The sequence below is a fragment of the Streptomyces sp. GESEQ-35 genome (genome assembly GCF_017948485.1).
In the GTDB taxonomy this organism is placed as follows: domain Bacteria; phylum Actinomycetota; class Actinomycetes; order Streptomycetales; family Streptomycetaceae; genus Streptomyces.
Genome location: NZ_JAFFSX010000033.1, coordinates 21,197 through 41,419, shown reverse-complemented (window position 1 = coordinate 41,419; position 20,223 = coordinate 21,197). Strand labels below are relative to the sequence as shown.

The window sequence follows — 20,223 nt, the reverse complement described above, 5'->3', positions numbered from 1 at the left end:
TCGGGCGGGAGCGTCGGTACGACTCCGGCGGCGCCCCGGGTGCGATCCTCCCCGGTGTGACGGAACCAACTCACGACGAGCCCCACGGCGGCGCCCTCGGGGCACGGCTCAACTGGCTGCGGGCGGCGGTCCTCGGCGCCAACGACGGCATCGTGTCCACCGCCGGTCTGGTCGTCGGCGTCGCCGGCGCCACGGACGACCGCTCGGCGCTGCTGACGGCGGGGCTCGCGGGCCTCCTCGCCGGTTCCATGTCCATGGCAGCGGGGGAGTACGTGTCGGTGTCCACCCAGCGGGACTCGGAGCAGGCCGCGCTGGACGTCGAGGAGCGGGAGCTGCGGGAGGAACCTGAGGCGGAACTCGAGGAGCTGACGGAGCTTCTCGAGGAACGCGGGCTGTCGCGGGACGTGGCCCGGGAGGCCGCCGTCCAGCTGACGGAGCGTGATGCGCTCAAGGCGCACGCGCGCGTGGAGCTCGGCATCGATCCCGAAGCCCTGACGAACCCGTGGCACGCGGCCGGGGCGAGCTTCGTCGCCTTCACGGTGGGCGCCTTGCTGCCGTTGCTGGCGATCGTGCTGCCGGGAGCGGACTGGCGGCTCCCGGTCACGGTGGTGTCGGTCGTGGTCGCGCTGGTCGTCACGGGGTGGAGCAGCGCGCGGCTGGGCGGGGCGGAGCCCGGACGGGCGGTGCTGCGGAACGTGGGGGGCGGGGTGCTGGCGATGGGCGTCACGTACGCGGCCGGGTCGTTGTTGGGGGCTGCGGGGGTGTAGTGGGGTGCGATGAGGTTGCCCGACTTGGTGGAGATCGCCAACAAGTAAGCGCGTACCCCCGGTAATACTTGTGGGTAACAACGTCTAGCCCCGGACGACCAGCGGTTCTACGGTGCCTCCATGCCGAACCTGCCCGATGTCGTGCTGTGGTCGATACCCGCCTTTGTACTGCTCACCGTGATCGAGATGATCAGCGTCCGTATTCACCCCGACGACGACGCCGCGGGGTACGAGGCGAAGGACGCCGCGACGAGCGTCGGCATGGGCCTCGGCAGTCTCGTCTTCGACCTGCTCTGGAAGATCCCCATCGTCGCCATCTATACGGCGATCTACGAACTCACCCCGCTGCGTGTCCCCGTCCTGTGGTGGACCGTCCCGCTGATGCTGTTCGCGCAGGACTTCTTCTACTACTGGTCGCACCGCGGTCACCACGTCATCCGCATCCTGTGGGCCTGCCACGTCGTCCACCACTCCAGCCGGAACTTCAACCTCACCACCGCGCTGCGCCAGCCCTGGACGTCCCTGACCGTCTGGCCGTTCTACGTCCCTCTCGTCGCGTGCGGTGTGCATCCGGCCGCCCTCGCGTTCTGCTCTTCGGCGAACCTCGTCTACCAGTTCTGGATCCACACCGAGCGCATCGACAAGATGCCCCGCTGGTTTGAGTTCGTCCTCAACACGCCGTCGCACCATCGGGTGCACCATGCCTCGCAGGGCGGCTACCTGGACCGGAACTTCGGCGGGATCCTCATCGTCTGGGACCGCCTCTTCGGCTCCTTCGTCGCCGAGACCGAACGGCCCGTGTACGGGCTGACCAAGAACATCCACACGTACAACCCGCTCAAGGTCGCCACGCATGAGTACCTCGCCATCGCCAAGGACCTGAAGGCGGCGGGCAGTTGGCGCGAACGGGCGGGGCGGGTGTTCCGGGGACCGGGCTGGCAGCCCGCCCCGACCGCTCCGGCGCCCGTCGAGGAGACGACGGCCGCGTGAGCCGCTCGCGCGCTCTCCTCGGCGCCTTCGCCCTCGCCGCCGTCGCCGACCTCGTCTTCCTCGCCGTCGGCTCCGACGCCGGGCACACCGTGGCCAAGCCGCTGCTGATGCCCCTCCTCGCCGCCTGTGCGTACGTCCGCGGCGCCCCCCGTCTGCTCCTCGCCGCGCTCCTCTTCGGCTGGGGCGGCGACGTCCTGCTCCTGTCCGACGCCGAGCCCGCCTTCCTCGCCGGAATGGCCTCCTTCGCGGCCGGACACGTCTGCTACCTCGTTCTCTTCAAGAGGTACGGCGCCGTGAACACGGTCCCACGCGCGCGTGCCGCTCTCCTTGCCCTCGGCTATGCCACTGCCCTGGTCACTACCGTCGCCCTGCTCTGGCCGGACCTCCCCGCCGATCTCCGCGTCCCCGTCGCCGGCTACAGCGCCCTGCTCACGGCCATGGCATACGGGGCCGTCACCCGGTTCGGACTGCTCGCCGGGCTCGGTGGCGCCCTCTTCATGCTCTCCGACACCCTCATCGCCACCGGCGTCGCCGAGTGGCCGCAACTGCCACGGCCCGACTTCTGGATCATGCTGACCTACGCTGCCGCCCAGCTCCTGCTGGTCAGAGGGACGCCGAGGGTCGTCGAAGCGCCAACGGCACCCAAGGCGCTCGTCACCAACTGAAGGCTCACCACCTGATCGGCACCGGCAGCGCCGTCAGCAGCGCCGACGCCGCGACCACCACTCCCAGCACCATGACCTCCGCCCGTGCGGGGGAGCAGGCGGTCAGCGGGTCGGCCGCGCGGCGCAGCCGGATCCGGGCCCACAGGGCGAGTGCGGCCACGGCGGCCACGAGGAGCACCTTGGCGAGCAGGACGCGCCCGTACGCCGTCGTCGTCAGCTGCTCCAGGACGGTGTCCGGCGGCATCCGACGCAGCGAACTCCACACCCCGGTCGCGGTGATGGCGGCGAGCAGAACGGCGGCCACGCGCGCGTAGAGCCCCAGCAACGCCGCTCCCGTCGGCGTGTCGTGCCGCAGCCTGCGCAGCACGTGCAGCAGCCCGCCCGCCCACAGCGTCGCGCAGGCCAGATGAACGAGCGTCAGCCCGGAGCCGATCAGCGGGTCGTGCTCGGTCGTGGGGTGCGCGCGCAGCGCCTCCGCCACGACCACCGCGGCCAACGGCCAGACGACGGTGGCCGGTCGCCCGGAGAGGGCGCAGAGGCCTGCCACGAGGAACGCGTTGACCTCCACCAGCGCCAGCTTGCCGTCACGCGAGGCGTAGAGGCCGCCGACGTCGATCTCGGAGAGGCTGCTCGGCACCAGATTGCCCGTGGCCACGACCGAGGCGAGCCCCAACGTGGCGACGAAACCGACGCCGGCCGCGTACGGCGCCCAACTGCGCGGCGCCTCGCCCGGAGTGCCGGGCACGGCCCGGGCCAGCCGGTTCACGAACAGCTCGCCCACCGGGACGCAGAGCGCCGCGAACACCACCGTCCGGAGCAGGGCGATGCCCCCTGTGCCGGGCGCGGCGGCCTCCCCGGTGCCGTGCAGCGAGGCGGACGGACCGAGCAGCGGGATCAGTGCCGCCAGCACCGCCAGAACGAGCACGGCGACAGCCCGGCCGGCACCGGGGCGCCGTAGGGCCCCTTCGTCGTCCACCCCGGGAGTGGGTCTTGTCAAGGTCACCCCAAGATCTTCACCAACCGTCGCAGAACGGGCAAGCGCCACGTGGCCGGCGACACGGCATTCCACCCATGGGTACGTTTTCGGGCGCCCCGACACTCAGGGACTCGGTCCCCCTCCCACGCCGGCCATCCACCCCTCCGCCCCTCAGGCCCACCGCGCCGGATCGGACCCCCAGACCCCCGGTGGCCGCCCCCAGTCGACCGGACCGCCCACGAAGGAGACCGGCGGCAGGGCGTACCGCAGCCGCCCGAGCGGACTGTCGGTCTCAGCCAGTCGGCCATCCGGCCCGCCGTGCGTCAAGCCCCCGGCGTCCCCGGGACAGACCCCGTCCATCAGCCACGCCGCCGTCCGCGCCAGCGCCAACCGTACGAACCTGCTGCCGCCGTCGTACGAACGCTCGGTCAGTGCGCGCAGCACCCCGGCCGCCAGCAGATAGCCCGTGCCGTGGTCCAGCGCCTGCGCGGGCAGCGCGCCGGGCCGCTCCGGAGAGCCCTCGACCGCGGCGATGCCGGTCGCGACCTGCACCAGGCTGTCGAACCCGCGCCGCTCCCGCCACGGCCCGTACGCACCCCACGCCGACAGCTGTGCCACGACCACCCCGGGCCGACGCTCGGCCAGTGCCTCGGGCGACAGCCCGAACCGGTCCAGGGCGCCCGGCCGGTACCCGGTGACGACCACGTCCGCCGCCGCGAGCAGTTCCTCGAAGGCGCGCCGGTCGGCCACCAGGTCCAGCCTCGTCGACCGCTTCCCGAAGCCCGTGTCGGCGTGCTGGTCGGGCAGTTCGGGCAGCTGAGGCGCGTCCACGCGCAGCACGTCGGCGCCCAGCAGGGCGAGCGTGCGGGTGGCGACGGGCCCCGCGATCACCCGGGTCAGGTCCAGCACCCGCAGCCCGGCAGCGGGCAGCAGCGGACCGCTGCCGACCGGCGCGAGCACGCGCGCGTGCGTCATGTCCAGCCGCCCGCGCTCGACCAGCGGCCGCCCGGCCACTGCGAGGCCCTGCGGGTGCCCGGCCCACTCCTCGGGCGTTCGCAGCGCCACCGCCAGGCCGCCGGCGGCGTACACCGCCTCCTCGACCTCCAGGGCGGACCGCTCGGCGAGCACCGACTCGACTACGGACACCCGGTCGTCGGACAGTCCCAGCGCGGAGAGCAAGCGCGCCCGGTGATGCGGATAGTTCGCGTGCGTCCGCACCCAGCCGTCCGCCGTCCGCCAGAACCGCGACAACGGAGCGAAGCTGACCGGCGCCCGCCCGTCGACGAGCAGATGCCGCTCACTGACGAACGCCGTCGCCACGGCCCCGTCGTCCACCCGCACCCCGGGCACCTCGCCCAGCCCGCCCCGCAGCGCCCCCAGCTCGGCGGCCGCCAGCGCACACACGCCCACGCAGGCCCGCGCCAACTCCCGTACCGGAAGCCGCGCTTCGAGCGCCCCCTTTCGGGCGGTCACTGAGATCCGCGGGACCAGAGCGGGATCACCGCCGAGCGCGGACCAGACGTACTCGATGTCAGCCATGAGCAGCACTATGCGGCGTTGACCCGGTCAACACGCACGGGAGGGCCGGACGGAAGAACCGCCCGGCCCCCACAGGCCGTGCTACTTAGTCACCGCGTCCAGCGCGTCCGCGGTGCCCCAGCCGTAGAAGCCGTTGCGGTTCTTCGTTCCCTCGCACACCGCGTCGACCTTGCCGTCACCGTCGATGTCGTACGGGTCCGTGCACGGCGTGGCGTCGGCCTCGGCGTACAGGAGGGCCTTCACCAGGGCGGGCGGGGCATACGGGTGCGTCGACTTGATGAGCGCGGCGACGCCCGCGACATGCGGCGACGCCATCGACGTACCGGCCATGTAGCCCCAGGTGCCGCCGGGCAGCGTGCCCAGGATCAGGCCGCTGGTGGCCGGCGGGGCCGGGGTCTGGAAGCGGGTCGAGTCGCCGCCGGGGGCGGCGATGTCGATGATGCCCAGACCGTGGTTGGAGAAGGACGACTTGATGCCCTTCGCGCCGGTCGCCGCGACCGTCACGACACCCGGGAGCTGGGTCGGGATGTCGTAGCACTCGGACGGGTCGATGACCCGCTCGGTGGGCGTGGCGTCGTTCGGGGAGACCGGGTCGGTGATCTCGTCGGCGGAGAGGTCGTAGTTCTCGTTGCCGGCCGCCGCGACGTTGACCGTGCCCTTGCGCTCCGCGTACTGCGAGGCCCGGGAGACGGCGTCCACGAGCGCCTTCTGGTCCGGGTCGTCCTTGCAGTTGAAGTACCAGGGGTCGGTGTAATAGCTGTTGTTGGTCACGTCGACGCCGTGCGTGGCCGCCCACATGAAGCCGCAGACGACCGCCTCGGTGTAGAAGTAGCCGGCGGTGGTGGACACCTTGATGCCGGACACCTTCACCCCGGGCGCCACGCCCGTCATGCCGACGCCGTTCTTGGCGGCCGCGATCTCGCCGGCGACATGGGTGCCGTGCGGGCTCTCCGTCGCGCCCGGCCGCCAGGCCCCGTCGGTCGTGTCGGGCTTGCCCGTCACGCAGTTGACGGACGCGTCGCGGTCGAAGTTCGGCGCGATGTCGGGATGGGTGTCGTCGACACCGGTGTCGATGACGGCGACGGTCACCTTGGAGCTGCCCAGCGTCTTCTCGTGCGCCTTGTCCGCCTTGATGGCGGGCAGATCCCACTGCAACGGCTCCAACGGGTCCTGCCCGTCGGCGGCCTCGGCGGCGTCGGCCTCGGCCGCACTGATCACCTTCGGCGTGCCGACATCGGTCGTCGACTGCGCGGGCAGCGGCGCGTTGCGGGTGTTGCCGGCCGAGTCCACCCCGCGCACCGTGCGCAGGATCTTCGCGAAGTCGGGGTTCGCCGAGTGGACGACGATCACGCCGATCTTGTCGTACGACGTCACGATCGTGCCGTCGGCCTCGGCTATGGCCTTCTTCACCTGGCCGGGAACGCCGTGCCCGGGGCGGACGTTGACGACATAGCTGAGCGACGTCGCGTCGGCCGAGACGGGGGCCTCGGCTGCGGACGCGGTGACGTTCGGCAGGAAGGCGAGTGCCGTCGCCATGGTCATCCCGACCGGGATCGCCATCGCTCTGCGGTAGCGCGGGTGAGGCGCTGTCATGGTCTCTCCAGTTCGTTCGTGGTACGGGCGGACCGTGCGGGAAGCCCGGGCGGCGCGGCCCCGTCGAGACCGCGCCGTCGAGTTCGGGCTATTCCACCGCGTCCAGCGCGTCGACGATGCCGGATCCGTAGAAGCCGTTGACACGCTTCGGGCCCTCGCACACCGCGTCCTGCGTGCCGTCACCGTCCTGGTCGTACGAGTCGGGGCAACCGGGGTTGTCGGCCTGCGCCTTGAGCAGCGCCCGCAGCTGCGCCGGAGTCGCCTTAGGGTGCGTCGACTTCAGCAGCGCGGCGACACCCGCGGCGTGCGGCGAGGCCATCGAGGTGCCCTGTAGGAAGCCGTACGAGTTGTTCGGCATCGTCGACAGGATGCGGCCGTTCTTCGAGGGCGTGTCGGGTATCTGGTACAGCCGGTCGCCGCCCGGCGCCGCCACGTCGACGACTCCCTTGCCGTACGTGGAGTAGTACGACTTGAGGTTGTTCACGCCGACCGCGCTGACCGTGACGACACCCGGCAGCATGGTCGGCACGTCGAAGCACTCGTGCGGGTCGATGGTGCGCTCGACGGGAGTGGAGTCGTCGGGGCTGGAGTCGTCGACGAGGGAGTCCGCGTCCAGGTCGTGGTTGGAGTTGCCGGCCGCGGCGACGTTCAGGGTGCCCTTGCCCTGGGCGTACAGCTGGGCCCGGTTGACCGCGTCGACGATCGCCTTCTGGTCGGGGTCGTCCAGGCAGTTGTACAGCCACGGGTCCACGTAGTAGCTGTTGTTCGTGATCTCCACGCCGTGGTCGGCGGCGAACACGAACGCGCACACGACGCTCTCCGGGTAGAAGAGGCCGTTGACGGGGTCGGTCACCTGGATCCCGGCGACCTTGACGCCCGGCGCGACTCCGGCGACACCTATGCCGTTGCGGGCCGCGGCTATCTCACCGGCGACGTGCGTGCCGTGGTAGTCCTCCGCGGTGTACGGCCGCCAGGAGCCCTCACTGGTGTCGGCCACGCCGCCGACGCAACTCGCGGACTGCGAGCGGGAGAAGTTCGGGGCGATGTCGGGGTGGGTGTCATCCACGCCGGTGTCGATGACGGCGACGGTGACCTTCTTGCTGCCCGGGTTGATCTGCGCGGCCTTGTCGGCGCCGATCGCCCGCAGGTCCCACTGGTCGGCCTCGAGGGGCTCGCTCGCGCCCGCGGCGGCGGAGGCCTTGGCGACCTTCGCTGCCTGCTCCTTCGTCAGGAGCTGTGCGGCGCCTTCGTCCGTCGTCCCGGCGGCGGTCAGCGGTGCGGTGCGGGTGGCACCCGCCGACTGCACGCCGCGGACCGCGCGGATCTGAGCGCCGAAGTCAGGGTTCGCCGAGTGCACGACGATCACACCGATCTTCGCGTACGTCTCGACGACGGTGCCGCCGGCCGCGGCGATCGCCTTCTTCACCGAGGCGATGGTGCGATGGTCCGTCTTCGTGTTGACGACGTACGCCAATTCGGGTGCGTCCGCGGCCTGCGCGGCCGGCTCCGCGATCGGGGCGGCCGAGGCGGCCGCGGGCAGGAAGCCGAGGGAGGCGGTCAGCGACAGAACGACCGGCACGGCGAGAGCGAGCCGGCGTCTGGAACGCAGATGAGGCATGGGATCTCCACATCATCCGGAAACGAAACAGGCCCGAGGCACAGGTGGTGCTCGGGCAGGTACATGTCGGGTGGCGCAGGGCGAAACTATCCCCCGACAGCGCTGGCCAGCAATGACTTACCCGAGGTGACTTCGGAAAGAAGTGCCGGGAGTTGAACCGGTCCTCGCGTGGCGCCGTGACCTTGGGCAGGAGGCCCGAGCACGATCGAGCCCCCTGTTGGATCACGCTCGGAGGCCACTAACATCGCCACCCGGCTCAGGTGATCCACGTCACCACCCGTACAACGCCACCCGCAACGCGAGGAGACTCCGTGGCTACCGACGCACCGCCCCCCTCGAAAGAAGAACACCAACTCCCCTCCACAGAGGAGTTCGTCGAGGTGCAGGAGAGCGCGGAGTTCGGTGAACTGCGCCGCTCCTACCGCTCCTTCGCTTTCCCGCTGACCGTTGGCTTCATCGCCTGGTACCTGCTGTACGTCCTGCTGTCCAACTACGCGGGTGACTTCATGGGCACCAAGGTGGTCGGCAACATCAACGTCGCATTCGTCCTCGGCATCGCCCAGTTCGTCACCACGTTCCTCATCGCCTGGTGGTACTCGCGGCACGCCGCCGCGAAGCTCGACCCCAAGGCAGAAGCGATCAAGTCCAAGATGGAGGGCGGCGCATGAGCCCCGCGATCACCCTTGCGGCCGGCGAGGCCAGCGAGCACCGGCCACTGATCATCAGCCTGTTCGCGGTGTTCGTCGTCGCGACCCTGATCATCACCGTCTGGGCCGGCCGCCAGACCAAGGACGCCGCCGACTTCTACGCGGGCGGCCGCCAGTTCAGCGCCTTCCAGAACGGCCTCGCGGTCTCCGGCGACTACATGTCCGCCGCGTCCTTCCTCGGCATCGCGGGTGCCATCGCCCTCTTCGGCTACGACGGCTTCCTGTACTCCATCGGCTTCCTGGTCGCCTGGCTGGTCGCCCTGCTCCTGGTGGCCGAGCCGCTCAGGAACTCCGGCCGCTACACCATGGGCGACGTCCTCGCCTACCGCATGCGCCAGCGCCCCGTCCGCACCGCGGCCGGCACCTCCACGATCGTCGTGTCGATCTTCTACCTGCTGGCCCAGATGGCGGGCGCGGGCGTGCTCGTCTCGCTGCTCCTCGGCATCACCTCCGACGCCGGCAAGGTCGGCATCGTCGCCCTCGTCGGCGTCCTGATGATCGTGTACGTCTCCATCGGCGGCATGAAGGGCACCACCTGGGTCCAGATGGTCAAGGCCGTGCTGCTCATCACCGGCACCATCCTGATCACCTTCCTGGTGCTGCTGAAGTTCAACTTCAACATCTCCGACCTGCTCGGCACCGCCGCCGAGAACAGCGGCAAGGGATCCGCCTTCCTGGAGCCCGGACTCCAGTACGGCCTGAACGGCACCACCAAGCTCGACTTCATCTCCCTGGGCATCGCCCTCGTGCTCGGCACCGCCGGTCTGCCGCACATCCTGATCCGCTTCTACACGGTGCCCAACGCCAAGGCCGCCCGGAAGTCCGTGAACTGGGCGATCGGCATCATCGGCGGCTTCTACCTGATGACCATCGCGCTCGGCTTCGGCGCCGCGGCCCTGATCTCGCAGGACGAGATCATCGCCTCCAACCCGTCCGGCAACACGGCGGCGCCCCTGCTCGCCCTGCACCTCGGCGGCGTCGACTCGGCGTGGGGCGCGATCCTGCTCGCCACGATCTCGGCGGTGGCCTTCGCGACGATCCTTGCTGTGGTCGCCGGTCTCACGCTCGCCTCGTCGTCGTCCTTCGCGCACGACATCTACGCCAACGTCATCCGCAAGGGCGAGGCCACCGAGAAGGAGGAGATGCGGGCGGCCAAGTGGGCGACCGTCTTCATCGGCATCGTCTCCATCGCGCTCGGCGCCCTCGCCCGCGACCTGAACGTGGCCGGCCTGGTCGCGCTGGCCTTCGCGGTCGCCGCCTCGGCCAACCTGCCGACCATCCTCTACAGCCTGTTCTGGAAGCGGTTCACCACGCAGGGCGCCCTGTGGTCGATCTACGGCGGCCTGATCGTCGCCGTCGGCCTGGTGCTGTTCTCGCCGGTCGTCTCCGGGGACCCCAAGGCGATGTTCCCCGACGTCGACTTCGCCTGGTTCCCGCTGAAGAACCCGGGCATCATCTCGATCCCGTTCGGATTCCTGATGGGCTTCCTCGGCACCTACCTGTCCAAGGAGGAGCCGGACACCGGCAAGTACGCCGAGCTGGAGGTCCGCTCCCTCACGGGCACCGGGGCGCACTGACTCCACCCCGCTTCGCGGCCGCGTCGTAGGTCTCTACGACGCGGCCGCGTCTTGAGTGGTGGGATCGGGACCCTGTTGTTGTCAGTGACGTCGCGTAGGCTCGCAGGTGTCGGAAAATGATTGATCCGCTGCGAGGGAGGGGGCCCACGTGCTCATCGACACCTTTGGCCGAGTGGCCACCGACCTGAGGGTCTCGCTCACGGACCGGTGCAACCTCCGCTGCACCTACTGCATGCCCGAGGAGGGCCTGCAGTGGCTGTCCAAGCCCGACCTGCTCACGGACGACGAGATCGTCCGCCTGATCGACATAGCCGTCACCTCCCTGGGCATCGAGGAGGTCCGCTTCACCGGCGGCGAGCCCCTGCTGCGCCCCGGCCTGGTGGGCATCGTCGAGCGGGTCGCCGCCCTGGATCCCCGCCCCCAGATGTCCCTGACCACGAACGGCATCGGCCTCAAGCGCACCGCGAGCGCCCTGAAGGCGGCGGGCCTGGACCGGGTCAATGTCTCGCTGGACACCCTCCGCCCGGACGTCTTCAAGGCCCTCACCCGCCGGGACCGCCACAAGGACGTCATCGAGGGCCTGCACTCCGCCCGCGAGGCAGGACTGACCCCGGTCAAGGTCAACACGGTCCTGATGCCGGGGCTGAACGGCGACGAGGCCCCGGACCTCCTGGCCTGGGCCGTCGAGCACGACTACGAGCTCCGGTTCATCGAGCAGATGCCCCTGGACGCCCAGCACGGCTGGAAGCGCGACGGCATGATCACGGCAGGCGACATCCTGGCCTCCCTGCGCACCCGCTTCGAGCTGACCGAGGAGGGCTCCGAGGAGCGCGGCTCGGCCCCCGCCGAACGCTGGATCGTCGACGGCGGCCCGCATGTGGTCGGCGTCATCGCGTCCGTCACCCGCCCGTTCTGCGCCGCCTGCGACCGCACCCGTCTCACGGCCGACGGTCAGATACGCAACTGCCTCTTCGCCACCGAGGAGACAGACCTCCGGGCCGCCCTCCGCTCGGGCGCCCCCGACGAGGAGATCGCCCGCATCTGGCGCCTGGCGATGTGGGGCAAGAAGGCAGGCGCAGGCCTCGACGACCCGACATTCGTCCAGCCGCAGCGGCCGATGTCGGCGATCGGGGGCTAGGGCTGCTGGGTCGGGGGCTGGGACTGCTCGGAGCGCTCCCACTCCGTCAGCAGGACCACGTCCTTCAGGAACCCCCGTACACCGAGGAACTGCGAGAGGTGCTCGCGATGCTCCTCGCACGCGAGCCACGTCTTGCGCCGCTCCGGCGTGTGGATCTTCGGGTTGTTCCAGGCGAGGACCCACACGGCCGCGGCACGGCAGGCCTTCGCGGAACAGATCGGCGTCTCGTCACTCACAGGTTCGTCTCGCAAAAGGTCCACAAAAGGCGACGCCGAGCAGCCACGGGGGGAGCTGCCCGGCGTCGGTCTGTCGCTCCGACGGGGGATGCGGAGCGCCTACGAAGTATGTCACGGGATCCCGGTCGCCCGGCACCGGAACAACATGATTGATCTGAGCTTTTCCTGAGCTTGGTACGGAGCCGACCTCCGTTCGGAAGGGGCCCCTGGAGCTCATGTCCGGTCGTGCCGTTCGCTTCTTCCGCCCTGCCCCGGATCGGCCGTGACATCCTCCGGCACCGGTTCCGTGAAGCCGTCGTTTTCGCGCGGCGGCGCGATCATCGGCGGCGTCGGCGCGGTCACGAACGTCGACGGGAGCGACGGCGCGTTCTCCCGCCCGGCGTTGGCGATCACCACCGAGATGTAAGGGAGCACCGCCCCGAGCACCAACGCCACGATCGCGACGTGCCGTTCGACGTTCCAGAGCGAGACTGCGAGGATCACGGACACCGTTCGGACCGACATCGAGATGATGTACCGTCGCTGCCGCCCGCGCACATCATCCTGAAGGCCCGCCCGGGCCCCGGTGATCCGGAATACCTGGGCGTTGCCGCCGGTGTGCTGCTTCCGCATCACATTCCACCATCCGCCCGCATCGGACTCTCCCCGGCCCGTACCCGCTCCGCCCGGGCGGAGGAGCCGAGCCCGGACAGCCTCCACGTTACGCCGCACCTGCGTCGCCTACGAGACCGGGGCATCTCCTGCCAGGGCGAGTGGCCTGCGCCGGAGCGTGTACCGCCGTACCCGACATGCGCCGTAGCGCGAACGGGCCGACACTGGGCGTAATGCTCACGTCGAGCCGTACGAGGAGGCAGCCATGGGCTGGTTGTGGGCGATCATCGTGGGATTCGTGCTGGGGCTGATCGCGAAGGCGATCCTGCCGGGCAAGCAGCACAGCCCTCTCTGGCTGACCACCATCTTCGGCATGCTCGGCGCCATCGTCGGCAACTCCATCGCCCGAGGAGTCGGCGTCGACGAAACTTCCGGCATCGACTGGAGCCGCCACGCGTTCCAGCTGGTCGCGGCGATCATCATCGTGGGCGTGGGCGACATGTTGTACATGGCGACGCTGGGCAAGAGGAAACAACGGACGTGACTACAGCGCCCCGTCAGGGGCGCGGGGAACTGCGCGACAAGCCACGACGAACCCGCGGCCCGCAGACCACCGCACCCCTACGGGGCTACCCGCCAACAACCTCCACCGCCGCCAGATTCTTCTTCCCGCGCCGCAGCACCAGCCAACGCCCGTGCAGCAGATCCCCCTCCACCGGGACGGAGTCCTCCGCGGCGACCTTCACGTTGTTCACGTACGCCCCGCCCTCCTTCACCGTGCGCCGCGCAGCGGACTTGCTGGCCACCAGACCGACCTCGGCGAACAGGTCGACGACCGGACCGAGCTCGGCGACCTGGACATGCGGCACCTCGGAGAGCGCCGCGGCCAGTGTCCTGTCGTCGAGCTCCGCCAGCTCGCCCTGACCGAAGAGAGCCTTCGACGCGGCGATCACGGCGGCCGTCTGGCCGGCGCCGTGCACCAGCGTCGTCAGCTCCTCGGCGAGCGCGCGCTGCGCGGCCCGGGCCTGCGGCCGCTCCTCCGTCTGCTGCTCCAACTCCTCCAGTTCCGCGCGGGACTTGAAGGACAGGATGCGCATGTACGTCGAGACGTCCCGGTCGTCCACGTTCAGCCAGAACTGGTAGAACGCGTACGGCGTCGTCATCTCCGGGTCGAGCCAGATGGCACCGCCCTCGGTCTTGCCGAACTTGGTGCCGTCCGCCTTGGTCATCAGCGGAGTCGCGATGGCGTGCGCATTGGCGTGCGGTTCCAGCCTGTGGATCAGGTCGAGGCCGGCCGTGAGGTTGCCCCACTGGTCGCTGCCGCCCTGCTGGAGCGTGCAGCCGTACCTCCGGTACAGCTCCAGGAAGTCCATGCCCTGGAGCAGCTGGTAGCTGAACTCCGTGTAGCTGATGCCTTCCTCGGACTGTAGGCGCCGGGCGACCGAGTCCTTGGTCAGCATCTTGTTGACGCGGAAGTGCTTGCCGATGTCCCGGAGGAACTCGATGGCGGACATCCCGGCCGTCCAGTCCAGGTTGTTCACCATCACCGCGGCGTTCTCGCCCTCGAAGGAGAGGAACGGCTCGATCTGCGAGCGCAGCCGGGTGACCCAGTTGGCGACCGTCTCCGGGTCGTTCAGCGTGCGCTCCGCGGTCGGGCGCGGATCACCGATCTGACCCGTCGCGCCGCCCACGAGGGCGAGCGGGCGCAGCCCCGCCTGCTGGAGCCGGCGCATGGTGAGGACCTGCACCAGGTGGCCGACGTGGAGACTGGCCGCCGTCGGGTCGAAGCCGCAATAGAACGTGACGGGACCGTCCGCGAGCGCCTTGCGCAAAGCGTCCTCGTCAGTGGACAGGGCGAACAGCCCGCGCCACTTCAGCTCGTCGACGATGTCCGTCACGGTTCTCGTATCTCCCTGAAGCGATCTTGTCGGCGGTCGAGCGACAGCCGACTACGAGGTTATACGCCCTGACTGACAGAGCTCATATTGAAGTCCGGCACCCGCAGCGCGGGCATCGCGGCCCTGGTGAACCAGTCGCTCCACTCCCGCGGCAACGTCTTTTCCGTCCGCCCCGCCTCCGCCGCCCGCCCCAGCAGATCCACCGGCGACTCGTTGAACCGGAAGTTGTTGACCTCGCCGCTCACCTCGCCGTTCTCGACGAGGTAGACGCCGTCCCGGGTCAGGCCGGTCAGCAGCAGCGTCGCCGGGTCGACCTCGCGGATGTACCAGAGGCAGGTCAGCAGCAGCCCGCGCTCGGTGCTCGCGACCATCTCCTCCAGGGACCGGTCCGCGCCCCCGTCCAGGATGATGTTGTCGATCGCGGGCGCCACCGGCAGCCCGGTCAGACCCGCGCTGTGCCGGCTGGTCATCAGGTGCCCCAGCTCACCGGCGCGCACCCACTCGGTGGGTGTCAGCGGCAGCCCGTTGTCGAACACCGACTGGTCGCCACCGGAGGAGTGCGCGATCACGAAGGGCGCGGACTCGAGGCCTGGCTCGTTCGGGTCGCTGCGCAGGGTCAGCGGCAGCTCGGTGAGTGTGTCGCCGACGCGGGTGCCGCCGCCGGGCTTGGAGAACACCGTGCGGCCCTCGGTCGCGTCCCGGCCCGACGCCGACCACATCTGGTAGATCAGCAGGTCCGCGACGGCGGTCGGCGGCAGCAGCGTCTCGTACCGGCCCGCGGGCAGCTCGATCCGCCGCTCCGCCCAGCCGAGCCGTACGGCCAGCTCGGCGTCCAGCGCCGCCGGGTCGACGTCCTTGAAGTCCCGGGTCGACCGCCCCGCCCACGCCGAGCGGGCACGGTCGGGCGACTTGGCGTTCAGCTCCAGCGTCCCGTTGGGCTGGTCATGACGGAGCCGCAGACCCGTCGACGTACCCATGTACGTCGACACGAGCTCATGGTTGGCGAACCCGTACAGCTCGCGGCCGCCCGCACGCGCGCGTGCGAACGCCTCGCCGAGCGCCGGGGCGAAGTCGGCGAACACGGTGGACGACGTCTCGGCCGGGGCGTCCGTGAAGTCCGGCGACGCCGGTACGTCCGTGACCAAGGGCTGCGCGTCCTCGGCGGGCCCGGCACCGCGTGCGGCGGTCTCGGCGGCCCGCACCAGCGGCTCCAGGTCGTCGACGGTCACCGCGGAGCGCGAGACGACCCCGGAGGCGGTGCCCTCCTTGCCGTCGACGGTCGCGATGACCGTGAGCGTGCGCCCGCGCGTGACACCGTTCGTGGTGAGCGCGTTGCCCGCCCAGCGCAGGTTGGCGGTCGACTGCTCGTCGGCGATCACGACGCAGCCGTCGGCCCGGGACAGCTCCAGTGCCCGCTCCACGACCTCGTGCGGCTTGCTCGTACGCGCGCTCATCGACCGGCCTCCTGCGTGGTGTTCAGAATGTTGACGCCCTTGAAGAGGGCGGACGGGCAGCCGTGCGAGACCGCGGCCACCTGGCCCGGCTGGGCCTTGCCGCAGTTGAAGGCGCCGCCCAGGACATACGTCTGCGGACCGCCGACTGCCGCCATGGAGCCCCAGAAGTCGGTGGTCGTCGCCTGGTAGGCCACGTCCCGCAGCTGACCGGTGAGCCGCCCGTTCTCGATCCTGAAGAACCGCTGGCCGGTGAACTGGAAGTTGTAGCGCTGCATGTCGATCGACCAGGACCGGTCGCCGACGACATAGATGCCGCGGTCCACGCCCCCGATCAGGTCCTCCGTGGAGAGCCCGGCGGGGTCCGGCTGCAAGGACACGTTGGCCATGCGCTGCACGGGCACATGGCCGGGGGAGTCGGCGAACGCGCACCCGTTGGACCGCTCGAACCCGGTGAGCTTCGCGATCCGCCGGTCCAGCTGGTAGCCGACGAGCGTGCCGTCCTTCACCAGGTCCCAGGACTGGCCCTCGACGCCCTCGTCGTCGTACCCGATGGTCGCGAGGCCGTGCTCGGCGGTGCGGTCACCGGTGACGTTCATCAGCTCGGAGCCGTAGCGCAGCTTGCCCAGCTGGTCGAAGGTGGCGAAGGAGGTGCCGGCGTACGCGGCCTCGTAGCCGAGCGCCCGGTCCAGCTCGGTGGCGTGGCCGATGGACTCGTGGATCGTCAGCCACAGGTTGGACGGGTCGACGACGAGGTCGTACAGACCCGGCTCGACACTGGGCGCACGCATCTTCTCGGCGAGCAGCTCGGGGATCCGGGCGAGCTCGTCGTCCCAGTCCCAGCCGGTGCCCGTCACATACTCCCAGCCGCGGCCGACGGGCGGCGCGATGGTGCGCATGGAGTCGAACTCGCCGCTCGACTCGTCGACCGACACCGCCGTCAGTTGCGGATGCAGCCGCACGCGCTGCTGGGTGGTCACGGTCCCGGCGGTGTCGGCGTAGAACTTGTTCTCGTGGACGGTGAGCAGTGAGGCGTCGACGTGATCGACCCCGTCCGCCACAAGCAGCCGGCTGCTCCAGTCCGCCAGCAGCCCGGCCTTCTCCTCGTCGGGCACGGTGAACGGATCGATGTCGTACGAGGAGATCCACGTCTGCTCGGCGTGCACGGGCTCGCCGGCGAGATCGACCCGCTCTTCCGACCCCGCCGCCCGGATCACCTGCGCGGACAGCTTGGCCATCGCCACCGCCTGTGAGGCGACCTTCGCGGCGGCATCGAGGGTCAGGTCCACGCCGGACGCGAATCCCCACGTCCCGCCGTGCACGACGCGCACCGCGTACCCGAGGTCCGTGGTGTCCGACGATCCGGCGGGCTTGGCGTCCCGCAGGCGCCAGGACGCGCTGCGCACCCGCTCGAACCGGAAGTCCGCGTGCTCCGCCCCAAGCGCACGCGCGCGTGCCAGCGCGGCGTCGGCCAGGGCGCGTAGGGGAAGTGCCGTGAAGGTTTCGTCGATCGTATGAGGCACGGAGGTCTCCCTGCTGTCGTGGCCTGTCGCTCCGATCATGTCGCCCATCCCGCCCACGGACCACACGTTTCCGGCTGACGTGCGCGTCTTTCTGTAGGGACCCCACAGTGAGTGCCGTAAGCCGCTGTCGGTGCCCGATTGTCCGTAGAAGGGCGGGGACCGATAGGTTTTTGAGGTGAAGCCGCCTGTCATCCAGGTGTTTCGGGGGAACCAAACCGCTAGTGAAAGGGTGATCCGTTGAGCCGCTCGGTTCTCGTCACCGGAGGCAACCGGGGCATCGGCCTCGCCATCGCCCGCGCTTTCGCCGATGCCGGCGACAAGGTCGCGATCACATACCGCTCGGGTGAGCCACCGTCCGGCTTCCTCGCCGTCAAGTGCGACATCACCGACACCGAGCAAGTGGAGCAGGCCTACAAGGAGATCGAGGCCGAGCACGGCCCGGTCGAGGTTCTGATCGCCAATGCCGGCGTCACCAAGGACCAGCTCCTGATGCGCATGACCGAGGAGGACTTCACCTCGGTCATCGACACCAACCTCACCGGCACCTTCCGCGTCGTCAAGCGCGCCAACCGCGCCATGCTGCGCGCCAAGAAGGGCCGGGTCGTCCTCATCTCCTCGGTGGTCGGGCTGTACGGCGGTCCCGGCCAGGCGAACTACGCCGCATCCAAGGCCGGACTGGTCGGCTTCGCGCGCTCCCTCGCCCGTGAGCTGGGCTCGCGCAACATCACCTTCAACGTCGTCGCACCCGGCTTCGTCGACACCGACATGACCAAGGCGCTCACCGACGAGCAGCGCGAGGGCATTGTGAAGCAGGTACCGCTCGGCCGGTACGCGCAGCCGGAGGAGATCGCCGCGACGGTGCGGTTCCTCGCCTCGGACGACGCCTCGTACATCACTGGAGCCGTCATTCCCGTTGACGGCGGACTGGGAATGGGTCACTGATCACCATGAGCGGAATTCTCGAGGGCAAGCGCGTCCTGATCACCGGTGTGCTGATGGAGTCCTCCATCGCCTTCCACACCGCGAAGGTCGCCCAGGAGCAGGGTGCCGAGATCATCCTGACCGCGTTCCCGCGGCCCACGCTGACCGAGCGCATCGCCAAGAAGCTGCCCAGGCCCACGAAGGTCATCGAGCTCGACGTCACCAACGACGAGCACCTCGGCCGCCTGGCCGATGTCGTCGGCGAGGAGCTGGGCGGCCTGGACGGCGTTGTGCACTCCATCGGCTTCGCGCCGCAGGACGCCCTCGGCGGCAACTTCCTCAACACTCCGTTCGAGTCGGTTGCCACGGCCATGCACGTCTCGGCGTACTCCCTGAAGTCGCTCACCATGGCCTGTCTGCCGCTGATGCAGAACGGCGGCTCGGTCGTCGGCCTCACCTTCGACGCGCAGTACGCCTGGCCCCAGTACGACTGGATGGGCCCGGCCAAGGCCGCCCTGGAGGCCACCAGCCGCTACATGGCGCGTGACCTGGGCAAGCAGAACATCCGCTGCAACCTGATCTCCGCGGGGCCGATCGGCTCGATGGCCGCCAAGTCCATCCCGGGCTTCAGCGATCTGGCCGCCGTCTGGGACAGCCGCTCCCCGCTGGAGTGGGACCTCAAGGACCCGGAGCCGGCCGGCAAGGGTGTCGTCGCCCTGCTGAGCGACTGGTTCCCGAAGACCACGGGCGAGATCATCCACGTCGACGGGGGTCTGCACGCCATCGGTGCGTGACGCTCGGCGGACATCAGAGGGCTCGCGTTCCGGTCGGAGCGCGGGCCCTTCGTATGTCACCCGTTCGGCCCACCCGCCGGGCGGGGTGGGGGCACAGCCGCACACCCTGGATTACGCGTTCACCACACGCTTCCCTCCCCAGCACGGCCGAGGAGGTCCCCGTTGTGCGCCTTTCCAGCAGCCTGACCTCAGTGACCGTCGCCGTCGTTCTCGTACTCGCCCTGTCGTACGAGGCGATGCCGCACGCGCGTGTGGACGTACGGAAACCCGCCGCGCCGGAACCGTTCGGCGCGGCGTGCCGGAGCAGGCTCATCGGCTCGTATGTGACCGCGTTCTGCCACAACCCGTATCCGCGAACGGACAGCGTCCGACTGCACATCGAGTGCGACCGCTGGTGGGACGTCGACAGCGACGGTGCCGCGGTCGAGGCCGGGCCCGCGCAGACCGTGCGTCTGACCGGCCGCTGCTGGAAAGAGGTTCGCTCGGTGTGGGTCAGCCACCGGAAGCGGGCGCTGTGAACCGCCCGGGACGGCACAGGAACGGATAGCTCGCGGCCTCGTCGGCCGCCGCCGACGTGTCGCCCGCGCGGATCGCGTCGACCAGCCGGGTGTGGTCCATGTAGGTCTCCGGGGTCAGCTCCTCGCCGACGTCCTCGCGCAGCCAGTCCCGCAGTACCTCGCTCAGGTCCGCGTGCATGGCCGTCATCGCCTCGTTGTGGGAGGCGGCCACCACTGCCAGGTGGAAGGTCGCGTCCGCCGCCACGAAGGCCTCCGCGTCACCGGACGCCCAGGCCTCCTCGCGGCGCACCAGCAGCGCGTCGAGCTGTTTGAGGTCCTTCTCGGTCCGCCGCTCGGCGGCCAGCTTCGCGGCGCCGGACTCCAGCGTGGAGCGCAGCTCGGCGATGTGCCGCGGATCGGCGTCGGCGAAGCGGCGGTGCATCACTCCGGCCAGCTCGCTGGTCGCGACGACGTAGGTGCCGGAGCCCTGGCGGATGTCCAGCAGGCCGTTGTGCGCGAGGGCGCGGACGGCCTCGCGCACCGTGTTGCGGGCGACGCCGAGCTGCTCGACCAGCTCGGGCTCCGTCGGGATGCGCGAGCCGACCGGCCACTCACCCGAGGTGATCTGGTTCCGCAGTGCGGCGATGACCTGTTCGGACAGCGCCGACCGGCGGGTGTGGCTCAGGGGCATGGCTCACCTTCGCACGGGACGGGCGGCCGGGGACGACCAGAGGGTGGACAA

20 protein-coding genes are annotated in these 20,223 nt (G+C 70.1%); 10 read left to right on the top strand and 10 right to left on the bottom strand.

Annotated features, from left to right (window positions below):
- Positions 1-56: 56 nt before the first annotated feature.
- The 3 genes from KCH87_RS41925 to KCH87_RS41915 all read left to right on the top strand — a co-directional run bounded on the left by KCH87_RS41925 (position 57) and on the right by KCH87_RS41915 (position 2,422).
- On the top strand, positions 57-767 hold the full coding sequence (locus tag KCH87_RS41925) for a VIT family protein (RefSeq protein WP_210593193.1): 711 nt from the start codon (positions 57-59) through the stop codon (positions 765-767).
- A 120-nt stretch (positions 768-887) separates the two neighbouring features.
- Positions 888-1,757, top strand: coding sequence for a sterol desaturase family protein (locus KCH87_RS41920; protein ID WP_210593192.1), 870 nt, complete (start codon positions 888-890; stop codon positions 1,755-1,757).
- Positions 1,754-2,422: a lysoplasmalogenase gene (locus KCH87_RS41915; RefSeq protein WP_210593191.1), complete on the top strand. Its 669-nt coding sequence runs from the start codon at positions 1,754-1,756 to the stop codon at positions 2,420-2,422. Before KCH87_RS41920 ends, KCH87_RS41915 begins: the two co-directional genes overlap by 4 nt.
- A gap of 4 nt (positions 2,423-2,426) precedes the next feature.
- On the opposite strand, the gene KCH87_RS41910 is transcribed toward KCH87_RS41915, so the two are convergent.
- The 4 genes from KCH87_RS41910 to KCH87_RS41895 all read right to left on the bottom strand — a co-directional run bounded on the left by KCH87_RS41910 (position 2,427) and on the right by KCH87_RS41895 (position 8,148).
- Positions 2,427-3,425 carry a CopD family protein gene (locus KCH87_RS41910; RefSeq protein ID WP_210593190.1) on the bottom strand — a complete coding sequence of 333 codons (999 nt, stop codon included), beginning with the start codon at positions 3,423-3,425 and terminating at the stop codon, positions 2,427-2,429.
- 144 nt (positions 3,426-3,569) lie between these two features.
- Positions 3,570-4,937 (bottom strand): CoA transferase, encoded by a 1,368-nt coding sequence (locus KCH87_RS41905; protein WP_210593189.1) that lies wholly within the window; start codon positions 4,935-4,937, stop codon positions 3,570-3,572.
- An 81-nt stretch (positions 4,938-5,018) separates the two neighbouring features.
- Positions 5,019-6,530 carry a S8 family serine peptidase gene (locus KCH87_RS41900; RefSeq protein WP_210593188.1) on the bottom strand — a complete coding sequence of 504 codons (1,512 nt, stop codon included), beginning with the start codon at positions 6,528-6,530 and terminating at the stop codon, positions 5,019-5,021.
- A gap of 88 nt (positions 6,531-6,618) precedes the next feature.
- Positions 6,619-8,148 (bottom strand): S8 family serine peptidase, encoded by a 1,530-nt coding sequence (locus KCH87_RS41895; protein WP_210593187.1) that lies wholly within the window; start codon positions 8,146-8,148, stop codon positions 6,619-6,621.
- Positions 8,149-8,459: 311 nt separating this feature from the next.
- On the opposite strand from KCH87_RS41895, the gene KCH87_RS41890 reads away from it, so the two are divergent.
- The 3 genes from KCH87_RS41890 to moaA all read left to right on the top strand — a co-directional run bounded on the left by KCH87_RS41890 (position 8,460) and on the right by moaA (position 11,570).
- Complete coding sequence (locus KCH87_RS41890) at positions 8,460-8,816, top strand: DUF485 domain-containing protein (RefSeq protein ID WP_210593186.1); 357 nt, start codon at positions 8,460-8,462, stop codon at positions 8,814-8,816.
- Positions 8,813-10,432 carry a cation acetate symporter gene (locus KCH87_RS41885; RefSeq protein ID WP_210593185.1) on the top strand — a complete coding sequence of 540 codons (1,620 nt, stop codon included), beginning with the start codon at positions 8,813-8,815 and terminating at the stop codon, positions 10,430-10,432. The genes KCH87_RS41890 and KCH87_RS41885 overlap by 4 nt, the downstream gene beginning before the upstream one ends.
- 148 nt (positions 10,433-10,580) lie before the next feature.
- A complete protein-coding gene (gene moaA / locus KCH87_RS41880) occupies positions 10,581-11,570 on the top strand; it encodes a GTP 3',8-cyclase MoaA (RefSeq protein ID WP_210593184.1) in 990 nt (329 codons plus the stop codon).
- Here moaA and KCH87_RS41875 read toward each other — a convergent pair.
- Positions 11,567-11,806 carry a hypothetical protein gene (locus KCH87_RS41875; protein ID WP_210593183.1) on the bottom strand — a complete coding sequence of 80 codons (240 nt, stop codon included), beginning with the start codon at positions 11,804-11,806 and terminating at the stop codon, positions 11,567-11,569. The two genes, moaA and KCH87_RS41875, sit on opposite strands and share 4 nt — an antisense overlap.
- Before the next feature lie 213 nt (positions 11,807-12,019).
- On the bottom strand, positions 12,020-12,418 hold the full coding sequence (locus KCH87_RS41870) for a DUF3099 domain-containing protein (protein ID WP_210593182.1): 399 nt from the start codon (positions 12,416-12,418) through the stop codon (positions 12,020-12,022).
- A 244-nt stretch (positions 12,419-12,662) separates the two neighbouring features.
- On the opposite strand from KCH87_RS41870, the gene KCH87_RS41865 reads away from it, so the two are divergent.
- Complete coding sequence (locus tag KCH87_RS41865; RefSeq protein WP_210593181.1) at positions 12,663-12,941, top strand: GlsB/YeaQ/YmgE family stress response membrane protein; 279 nt, start codon at positions 12,663-12,665, stop codon at positions 12,939-12,941.
- Between the two features lie 85 nt (positions 12,942-13,026).
- Here KCH87_RS41865 and tyrS read toward each other — a convergent pair whose 3' ends face one another.
- The 3 genes from tyrS to KCH87_RS41850 are packed head-to-tail and all read right to left on the bottom strand — an operon-like array spanning position 13,027 to position 17,308.
- Entirely contained in the window at positions 13,027-14,295 is a 1,269-nt protein-coding gene (tyrS, locus tag KCH87_RS41860) for a tyrosine--tRNA ligase (RefSeq protein ID WP_210593180.1), read from the bottom strand.
- Positions 14,296-14,354: 59 nt separating this feature from the next.
- On the bottom strand, positions 14,355-15,749 hold the full coding sequence (locus KCH87_RS41855) for a metallopeptidase TldD-related protein (RefSeq protein WP_210593179.1): 1,395 nt from the start codon (positions 15,747-15,749) through the stop codon (positions 14,355-14,357).
- Positions 15,746-17,308, bottom strand: coding sequence for a TldD/PmbA family protein (locus KCH87_RS41850; RefSeq protein ID WP_247197600.1), 1,563 nt, complete (start codon positions 17,306-17,308; stop codon positions 15,746-15,748). The genes KCH87_RS41855 and KCH87_RS41850 overlap by 4 nt, the downstream gene beginning before the upstream one ends.
- Before the next feature lie 198 nt (positions 17,309-17,506).
- Here KCH87_RS41850 and fabG point away from each other — a divergent pair, with 198 nt between their 5' ends.
- The 3 genes from fabG to KCH87_RS41835 all read left to right on the top strand — a co-directional run bounded on the left by fabG (position 17,507) and on the right by KCH87_RS41835 (position 19,502).
- On the top strand, positions 17,507-18,211 hold the full coding sequence (gene fabG, locus KCH87_RS41845) for a 3-oxoacyl-[acyl-carrier-protein] reductase (RefSeq protein ID WP_210593177.1): 705 nt from the start codon (positions 17,507-17,509) through the stop codon (positions 18,209-18,211).
- A 5-nt stretch (positions 18,212-18,216) separates the two neighbouring features.
- Positions 18,217-18,984 (top strand): enoyl-ACP reductase FabI, encoded by a 768-nt coding sequence (gene fabI, locus KCH87_RS41840; protein ID WP_210593176.1) that lies wholly within the window; start codon positions 18,217-18,219, stop codon positions 18,982-18,984.
- Between the two features lie 164 nt (positions 18,985-19,148).
- On the top strand, positions 19,149-19,502 hold the full coding sequence (locus KCH87_RS41835; protein ID WP_210593175.1) for a hypothetical protein: 354 nt from the start codon (positions 19,149-19,151) through the stop codon (positions 19,500-19,502).
- On the opposite strand, the gene KCH87_RS41830 is transcribed toward KCH87_RS41835, so the two are convergent.
- Complete coding sequence (locus tag KCH87_RS41830; RefSeq protein ID WP_210593174.1) at positions 19,477-20,172, bottom strand: FadR/GntR family transcriptional regulator; 696 nt, start codon at positions 20,170-20,172, stop codon at positions 19,477-19,479. The two genes, KCH87_RS41835 and KCH87_RS41830, sit on opposite strands and share 26 nt — an antisense overlap.
- Between the last annotated feature and the right edge of the window lie 51 nt (positions 20,173-20,223).